The sequence below is a fragment of the Sphingopyxis sp. genome (assembly GCF_019459305.1).
Taxonomy (GTDB): domain Bacteria; phylum Pseudomonadota; class Alphaproteobacteria; order Sphingomonadales; family Sphingomonadaceae; genus Sphingopyxis.
Genome location: NZ_JAIBES010000115.1, coordinates 1 through 7,442, shown reverse-complemented (window position 1 = coordinate 7,442; position 7,442 = coordinate 1). Strand labels below are relative to the sequence as shown.

9 protein-coding genes are annotated in these 7,442 nt (G+C 63.9%); 8 read left to right on the top strand and 1 reads right to left on the bottom strand.

Going from position 1 to position 7,442, the window contains the following annotated elements; all coding sequences use genetic code 11:
• Positions 1–48: 48 nt before the first annotated feature.
• From K0M74_RS13705 to K0M74_RS13670, 8 genes are all read left to right on the top strand, one after another.
• A complete protein-coding gene (locus K0M74_RS13705; RefSeq protein WP_293973419.1) occupies positions 49–960 on the top strand; it encodes a heme o synthase in 912 nt (303 codons plus the stop codon).
• Positions 957–1,106, top strand: a complete 150-nt coding sequence (locus tag K0M74_RS13700) for a hypothetical protein (protein WP_169714524.1) — start codon at positions 957–959, stop codon at positions 1,104–1,106. Before K0M74_RS13705 ends, K0M74_RS13700 begins: the two co-directional genes overlap by 4 nt.
• Positions 1,103–1,663, top strand: a complete 561-nt coding sequence (locus K0M74_RS13695) for a cytochrome c oxidase assembly protein (protein WP_293973414.1) — start codon at positions 1,103–1,105, stop codon at positions 1,661–1,663. The genes K0M74_RS13700 and K0M74_RS13695 overlap by 4 nt, the downstream gene beginning before the upstream one ends.
• A gap of 80 nt (positions 1,664–1,743) precedes the next feature.
• Positions 1,744–2,619 carry a cytochrome c oxidase subunit 3 gene (locus K0M74_RS13690; protein WP_088439455.1) on the top strand — a complete coding sequence of 292 codons (876 nt, stop codon included), beginning with the start codon at positions 1,744–1,746 and terminating at the stop codon, positions 2,617–2,619.
• 1 nt (position 2,620) lies between these two features.
• Complete coding sequence (locus K0M74_RS13685; RefSeq protein WP_293973408.1) at positions 2,621–3,016, top strand: DUF983 domain-containing protein; 396 nt, start codon at positions 2,621–2,623, stop codon at positions 3,014–3,016.
• Positions 3,009–3,653 (top strand): SURF1 family protein, encoded by a 645-nt coding sequence (locus K0M74_RS13680; RefSeq protein WP_293973405.1) that lies wholly within the window; start codon positions 3,009–3,011, stop codon positions 3,651–3,653. The genes K0M74_RS13685 and K0M74_RS13680 overlap by 8 nt, the downstream gene beginning before the upstream one ends.
• Positions 3,654–3,680: 27 nt before the next feature.
• Positions 3,681–5,078, top strand: a complete 1,398-nt coding sequence (gene thrC / locus K0M74_RS13675) for a threonine synthase (RefSeq protein ID WP_293973403.1) — start codon at positions 3,681–3,683, stop codon at positions 5,076–5,078.
• 4 nt (positions 5,079–5,082) lie between these two features.
• Positions 5,083–5,961, top strand: a complete 879-nt coding sequence (locus K0M74_RS13670) for a class I SAM-dependent methyltransferase (RefSeq protein WP_293973422.1) — start codon at positions 5,083–5,085, stop codon at positions 5,959–5,961.
• A 77-nt stretch (positions 5,962–6,038) separates the two neighbouring features.
• On the opposite strand, the gene K0M74_RS13665 is transcribed toward K0M74_RS13670, so the two are convergent.
• The gene (locus K0M74_RS13665) at positions 6,039–7,175 is read right to left on the bottom strand and encodes a GGDEF domain-containing protein (protein ID WP_293973400.1); all 1,137 of its coding nucleotides are present in this window, start codon (positions 7,173–7,175) and stop codon (positions 6,039–6,041) included.
• Positions 7,176–7,442 lie beyond the last annotated feature (267 nt).

Genomic DNA, 7,442 nt, shown 5'->3' with positions numbered 1-7,442 from the left:
CCCCCCGGGGGGGGCCGGGGGGGGGCCGCGTGACGGTCCGGAGTTATTATGGCGCAAAGCCTCACCCACGGCGAGACGGCCCTTCCGGCCGATTGGCGCGACCTGTTCGCGCTGACCAAGCCGCGCGTCATGTCACTGGTGGTATTCACCGCGCTGTGCGGTTTGCTCGCTGCCCCGGTCAGCGTGCCGCCCGTTCTGGCCTTTGCGTCGATCCTCGCGATCGCACTGGGGGCAGGAGCGTCGGGTGCGCTGAACCAGTGGTATGAGGCGGGTCTCGACGCCAAGATGAAGCGCACCGCCGGACGGCCGCTGCCCGCCGGGCGGCTCGACCCGCAGACGGCGCTGCAATTCGGGATTGGCCTCGCGGCATTCTCGCTGTTCCTGATGCTGTTCGCGTCGAACTGGCAGGCGACGCTGCTGCTGGCGGCGTCGATCCTCTTCTACGTCTTTGTCTATACAATGTGGCTGAAGCCGCGGACGCCGCAGAATATTGTCATCGGCGGCGCGGCAGGCGCTTTTCCGCCGTTGATCGGCTGGGTCGCTGCAACGGGCAGCATCGCGCCGCTGCCGGTCATGCTGTTTCTGTTGATCTTTCTGTGGACGCCGCCGCATTTCTGGGCGCTCGCGCTGTTCATGCGCTCGGACTATGCCGCAGCGGGCATCCCGATGATGCCGGTGGTCGCGGGCGAGAAATCGACCCGGCGCCAGATTCTGTTTTATGCGCTGATCATGGCGGTGGCAGCGATCGCGCCCTGGCCGCTGGGATATACCGGTGCACTCTATGGGTGGACCGCGGTCATCCTGTCGGCGCTGTTCGTGGCGCTATCGGTTCAGGTCGGCACCCGCAAGACGGGCGACGCTGATTTGATGCAGCCCGAAAAGCGGCTGTTCGCCTATTCAATTGCCTATCTTTTCATTCTCTTCGGCGCCGTTGTTGCCGATCATTGGTGGCCTTTATGACCGAAAATCCGAATCGCGAGCCCTTTGACGAGGTCGAATATCGCCGCCGCCAGCGCAGCCGCGCCAATATGATGGCGTGGATGCTTGGTGGTCTCGCGATCCTGTTCTTCTTCATCACCATCGCCAAAATCCAGATATTCGCATGATTGCGCGCCTGTCCCCCAAAGCAAAGACCGCGAGCCTTGCATCGGCGCTGGCGCTCGCGATGGTCGGGCTTGGATTCGCGGCGGTGCCGCTCTACGACCTGTTCTGCCGCGTGACCGGATTTGGCGGTACGACGCAGCGTTACGATCCGGTTGCCGCCGCGGCGGACCCGGTGGTTCTGTCGAGAACTGTATCGGTCCGTTTCGATGCCAATGTCTCGCCCGGCCTGCCGTGGAAATTCTATCCCGAACATCCGACCGATACGGTCAGCATCGGTGCGCGCGACATGGCGATCTTTATCGCCGAGAATAACTCGGCGAAGCCGGTCGTCGGCACTGCGGGTTTCAACGTCACGCCGACGCAGGCGGGCAAATATTTCACCAAGATTCAGTGCTTCTGCTTCACCGAACAGCGGTTGGAGCCGGGGCAACAGATGCGGATGCCGGTGCTGTTCTTCGTCGATCCCAAGATCATGGACGATCCCGACGCGCGCGACATCGAGGAAATCACTCTCAGCTACACCTTTCATCCTGTAGACGAGGGTAAAAAGGCGAGCTAAGGCCGCGATCAGAGTCCAAACAAGGCCGGCGAGCGATGGGGAATCGCGATGCTGGGGCTGTAAAAAACGGGAAAAACGCCATGTCCGGTGCGAAACATCATGACTATCACCTCGTAAATCCCAGCGTCTGGCCGCTGATCGGCTCGTTCGCCGCGCTGGTGATGTTCTTCGGCCTCGTGATGTTCATGCACGACGATTATTTCGGCGGCGTCGGCAAATGGGTGCTGGGCCTAGGCTTCATGGGCGTGATCGCCACCTTCTTCAGCTGGTGGTCAGACGTCATCAACGAAGCGCATGCCGGCGACCATACCCCGGTCGTTCAGCTCCATCTGCGTTACGGCATGATCCTGTTCATCGCGTCGGAAGTGATGTTCTTCGTCGGCTGGTTCTGGGCGTGGTTCGACTTCACCCTGTTCCCGGTGCCGATCGAATATGTCGATGGCGCGGTGACCTCGCTGTTCGGCCAAGACGGCGCCGCGGCGATTACCCAGTGGCCTCCGAAGGGCATCGAGGTTATCGACGCTTTCTCACTGCCGCTGCTCAACACGCTGATCCTGCTCTGCTCGGGCACGACGATCACCTGGGCGCACCACGCGCTGATCCACGGCGACCGCGACGGCCTGAAAAAAGGCCTGTGGGCAACGATCATCCTTGGCGCGATCTTCTCGGCGATCCAGGCGTATGAATATGCCGCAGCACCCTTCGCCTTTGGTCAGAGCAATTACAGCTCGGCCTTTTATATGGCGACGGGCTTCCACGGCTTCCACGTTCTGGTCGGCACGATCTTCCTGATCGTCTGTCTCGTCCGTACCTATAAGGGTCACTTCACCCCCAAGCAGCATTTCGGTTTCGAAGCGGCTGCGTGGTACTGGCACTTCGTCGACGTAGTGTGGCTGTTCCTGTTCATCATTATTTACGTCTGGGGTGGCTGGGGCGCGCCGGTCGCCGCGCATTAAATTGCCCGACGGCACTATCATTCCAAAGGGGCAGCCGCCGGTCTGGCGCGCTGCCCTTTTTGGCCTTTGCCCCGAATGCGGCGCCAAAACCTTGTTCGAAGGGCCGGTGCAGTTTCACGCGAAATGTGAAGCCTGCGGGCTCGACTATGGCCGCTACAATGTCGGCGATGGCCCCGCGGCGTTCCTGACCCTGATCATCGGCGCCTTGCTCGTTGCGCTCGCATTGGCGCTCGATGCCGCAGTCCAGCCGCCCTTGTGGGTTCACGTTGTGCTGTGGGTGCCGCTGACCGCCGCCGCGGTGGTTTATGGTCTGCGCGTCGCCAAGGGCGCGCTGCTGGCGAGCGAGCACCAGCGGCAAGCGGCCGAGGGTCGACAAGTGGACGAACCGCATGACTGATGCCGCAACGCCTCCGCCGCGGCGCTGGCCGCTGATCCCGACGATCGTCGTTATCGTCGCAGTGCTCGTGATGATCGCGCTGGGGGTGTGGCAGCTCCAGCGCAAGAACGAGAAGGAAGCGCTGGTCGCACTGTACCAGCGCAACATGGCGATGTCGTCGCTGGTCACCTATCCCCAACTGCCGCCGGTCGCCGATGCCTTTTTGTTTCGCAAAAGCAGCGTCGTCTGCCTCGAACCCGTGCGCTGGGATCCGCGCAGTGGCACTGACCAGAAGGGCAAGGCGGGCTTTCGCATGATCGCCGACTGCCGCACCGGCGCTGAAGGCCCGGGGGTGCTCGTCGATGTCGGCATCGGCGACGATTTCACGCCGCCGAAATGGACCGGCGGGATCGTGCAGGGGACGATCGTCCCCGGTCCGGACCAGCCGACGGTGATGGAGCGCGCGGCGGGCAAAGATATGCCCGCGCGGGCGATGCTGATCGCCGACTCGCCCGCTGCGGGCCTGCGCGCAAGTGCGGTGCCGTCGGCTGATAATACGCCCAATAATCATCTCGCCTATGCCGTGCAGTGGTTCCTGTTCGCCGCCGCGGCGCTGATCATCTACTTTCTGGCTGTCCGTCGCCGCTTGCGGCCTTGAGGCTGGCCCGCTAGGCGCTGTGCCGCCATGGAATATATCAGCACCCGCGGCTCTGCGCCGACCCTCGACTTTCGTGCCGCCACGCTCGCGGGCCTTGCCAGCGACGGCGGTCTCTATCTGCCCGCGCACTGGCCGCAGATGGCGGTTGAGGACATCCGCGCGCTCGCGGGGCTCGACTATGCCGAAACCGCGGTGCGCGTCATGCGCCCGTTCGTCGAAGGCGTGCTGACCGAGGACGAGCTGCGCCAGCTGTGCCGCGCCGCCTATGGCAGTTTCAGCCATGATGCGGTGACCCCGCTGGTCCAGCTCGACCATCGCCATTGGCTGCTCGAACTGTTCCACGGCCCGACACTGGCGTTCAAGGACGTTGCGCTGCAACTGCTGGGCCAGCTGTTCGAGAAATTCCTGAGCGGTGGCGACACGAACATCACGATTGTCGGCGCGACGTCCGGCGACACCGGATCGGCGGCGATCGAAGCTGTGGCAGGGCGGGAGCATATCCAGATTTTCATGCTGCATCCCGAGGGCCGCGTCAGCGACGTGCAGCGGCGGCAGATGACAACGGTGCTGGCGCCCAACGTCCACAATATCGCGATAGACGGCAGCTTCGACGATGCCCAGGCGATGGTGAAGCGGCTGTTCGGCGACGACGAGGCGCGCGGCCAACTGACGTTATCGGCAGTGAACAGCATCAACTGGGCGCGGCTGATGGCGCAGGTCGTCTATTATTTCTACGCCGCCGTCCGCCTTGGCGGTCCGGACCGACCGATTGCGTTCAGCGTGCCGACGGGCAATTTCGGCGATGTGTTCGCGGGCTATGTCGCGGCGCAGATGGGGCTGCCGATCGCGCGGCTGGTCGTCGCGACCAACGTCAACGACATCCTGCACCGTGCGCTGACCAATGGCGACTATAGCGCCGGGACGGTCACCGCGACGGCGACTCCCAGCATGGACATTCAGGTCAGCAGCAATTTCGAGCGCCTGCTGTTCGACCTGTCGGGCCGCGACGGCGCCGCAATTGCCGCGATGATGGACGAGTTCGATCGCAATCGCGCGATGACGATCCCCGCCGACATGCTGACCGGCGCCCGCGGGCTGTTTTCGAGCGCGAGCATCGACGGCGACGCGATGGCGCTCGCGCTGCGCTGGGCGCAGGAGCATGGCGGGCAGGTGATCGACCCGCACAGTGCTGTCGGCCTTGCCGCGGCGCGTGCGCTCGAGATCGACGCCGACATTCCCGTCGTCACGCTGGCGACGGCGCATCCGGCAAAGTTCCGTGAGGCGGTCGAGCGTTCGACCGGGGTACGTCCGTCGCTGCCGCCGAGGCTGGGCAATCTGTTCGACCGCGAAGAGCGTTACGAACGGCTGCCGGGTGACTATGACGCCGTGAAGGCCTATGTGCTGGCGGAAGCCGCGCGTGGCTGAGCAGTTGCCGCTTGTCACCCTCGTCGGTGAGGCGTGGGACGATTATGGGCTGATCGACAGTGGCAACGGCCGCAAGCTCGAACGCTATGGCCGCTATCGCTTCATCCGCCCCGAACCGCAGGCGATGTGGGCGCCCGCGCTGCCCGCCAGCGAATGGGAAGCCGCAGACGGGGAGTTTATCCCGGCGTCGGACGATGATGGCGGCGGGCGCTGGTATTATAACAAGCCCGTCCCGGCCGAAGGCTGGCCACTGGCGTGGCGCGAGACGCGCTTTACGGCGCAATGCACCCCGTTTCGCCATTTGGGATTCTTCCCCGACATGGCTCCCGTGTGGGACTGGCTGCGCGCGCAGGTCGCCGACAAAGCCGATCCTGCGTTCCTCAACCTCTTCGGCTACACCGGCGTCGGCAGCCAGGCGCTCGCCGCGACGGGGGCGTCGGTTACGCATGTCGATGCCTCGAAGAAGTCGGTAGGCCAAGCGCGTGAGAATGCGGCGCTGGCGGGGATGGCGGACAAGCCGGTGCGCTGGATCCTTGACGACGCCGGCAAGTTCACCGCGCGCGAAGTGCGGCGGGAGAAGCGCTATGACGCGATCCTGCTCGATCCGCCGAAATTCGGCCGCGGCCCGACCGGCGAACGCTGGCAGCTCGAGGAGGGGCTGGCGCCGCTGCTGACCGATTGCCGTCAATTGCTCGACGCCGACAGCCGCGCGCTGTTCCTGACCGTCTATGCCGTCCGCATGTCGGCGCTGGCGATCGGTGAGTTGCTGGCGCAGCTGTTTGCTGACCTGCCCGGTAAGGTCGAATGCGGCGAGCTGGCGGTGCGTGAAGAAACGCGGGGGCTGCTGCTGCCGACCGCGATCTTCGCGCGTTGGAGCCGTTAAACGAAGGGCGAATGCCGCGGCTACGGCACTCTGGCGCGCATTAGCCGCGGCATTCACCCCTGTGCGGGAAGTTCAGTTTACGCCGGGTCAGCGAGTTCGATGCGGTTGCGGCCGCCGGACTTCGCTTTGTACAGCGCATCGTCGGCGGCTTTGAGCGCGCCGCGCGTTTCGCCATAGCCAAAGACATCGGCGACGCCGCCCGAGAATGTGATCTGTCCGAAGGGTTCGTCGGTCTTGCGGTTGATCAGGCGGCGTTCGGCGAGGCCTTCGCGCGCCTCGTCGAGCCGCTCGGCGGCCTGGGTCGGGGTCAGGCCGCGGAACAACATGACAAATTCCTCACCGCCATGCCGCGCGACATGACACCGGTCGTCTGAAATCCGCGCCAGCGTGTCGGCGATCGCCTTAATGACGCGGTCGCCCGCCTCATGGCCATGGAGGTCGTTGACCTTTTTGAATTCGTCGATGTCGCAAAAGGCGACGCTCAGCGGTTCGCAGGCGGCGCGAGCTTCCTTGAAATGACGTTCGAGCAGGATTTCGAAAGCGCGGCGATTGGGCAGGCCGGTCAGGAAATCGACCTCGGCATCGCGCTTGGCACGTTCGAGGCTGCGGCGCAGCGCCTTGGCCTCATCCTCGCTCTTGCGCATATTATCCTCGGCCGTGCGCGTGCGTTCGAGCATCACTCGGGCAAGGTCGGCGAGGCTGGACACGATCCGCCCGGTTTTTTGCAATTGTTCCAAATCGTCGACATGCTGTTCGAGTTCGGATCCGTAGTCGCTGGTGACCGTCCGCGCTTCCTTGGCGTGGACCTGAAAGGATTCAAGATTGGTTTCGAGCCGCGTCATCAGACGGTCGAGATCGGCATGGTCGGCGCGGTTGCCGCTCTGCTCGCCGAGCTCGTTCAGCCATGGCTGGGTGATACCCTCCGCCGATAGCGACCGCGCGGTGATTTGGCGCGCCAGCGGCGGGTTCATCCCTGAAAAGGCGGCGTGGGCGATCAGCAGGTTGCCGGGAGAAACATCAAGGTCATTGTCAATCAGAAACGCCGTGATCGTGCCGATCAGCTGGTGCCGGGCGAGCCGCGCCAGGTCACGCGTCCCGCTGCCGTCGGGCGGAGCCTTCCTCCCTGCAGGGGGCGCGCCTTGTCCACGGCGGAGCCCCAGCCAATCCAGAAGCCGTCCTACCGGCTCGGTCGATGGTGTAGCATTGCTGGTCATGCGCCAATTAACGGGTCGCCGTTGCAGATTTTAAGGCGGAATTCGGGGGAATCTCGGGCAGCAAACCGGACTTGTTGCACTAATATGGGCAAAGCCACACCAAATCAGATATTTAAGGCCGACGCTGGGTCGTGTCCCATTTGATGGTGTAGGTTCGCCGGCGCAGCCTTAGCGATCTCCGGCCAAGCCGGGTTGATCATGCTGCCATCGCGGGCAACGTGATGATGGCATTATCGCTTAATCCCGAGACGCTCTCAAGGGTCATGT

Bases quoted from the DNA above. Each gene is read 5' to 3' on its own strand.
- K0M74_RS13705 (WP_293973419.1), top strand. From the start codon at position 49: ATGGCGCAAAGCCTCACCCACGGCGAGACGGCCCTTCCGGCCGATTGG.
- K0M74_RS13700 (WP_169714524.1), top strand. From the start codon at position 957: ATGACCGAAAATCCGAATCGCGAGCCCTTTGACGAGGTCGAATATCGC.
- K0M74_RS13695 (WP_293973414.1), top strand. From the start codon at position 1,103: ATGATTGCGCGCCTGTCCCCCAAAGCAAAGACCGCGAGCCTTGCATCG.
- K0M74_RS13690 (WP_088439455.1), top strand. From the start codon at position 1,744: ATGTCCGGTGCGAAACATCATGACTATCACCTCGTAAATCCCAGCGTC.
- K0M74_RS13680 (WP_293973405.1), top strand. From the start codon at position 3,009: ATGACTGATGCCGCAACGCCTCCGCCGCGGCGCTGGCCGCTGATCCCG.
- thrC (WP_293973403.1), top strand. From the start codon at position 3,681: ATGGAATATATCAGCACCCGCGGCTCTGCGCCGACCCTCGACTTTCGT.
- K0M74_RS13665 (WP_293973400.1), bottom strand. From the start codon at position 7,175: ATGACCAGCAATGCTACACCATCGACCGAGCCGGTAGGACGGCTTCTG.